The 242-nt window shown below is 36.4% G+C and carries 1 pseudogene; it reads right to left on the reverse strand.

What is annotated here, in order from left to right:
* Positions 1 to 242: pseudogene (locus tag VJI94_RS08755) on the reverse strand (2-hydroxyacyl-CoA dehydratase); the annotation flags it as partial.

Consider the following 242-nt stretch of genomic DNA (forward strand, 5'->3'; position numbering starts at 1 on the left):
CACACCTGTTGCAATAGCTCCCGCGGCAACTACAACTTCGTCAGGAACATGGATACAAAAAGAGCCAACAACTTTTCCACCCTTCTATTGAAATTCAATAAGTTCTGCAGGTCAAATTCCGTGAATTTCTGCAACTACCATATTGAAATAGTCCATACTATCAGGTATAATATCTTGACTTAAAAAAACAACTCCGAATGCGAAAGGTAAAACTTCAAATAAAATATCATGAGTATCGAAAT

Source organism: Parvimonas sp. D9 (genome assembly GCF_035282565.1).
Classification (GTDB): domain Bacteria; phylum Bacillota; class Clostridia; order Tissierellales; family Peptoniphilaceae; genus Parvimonas; species Parvimonas micra.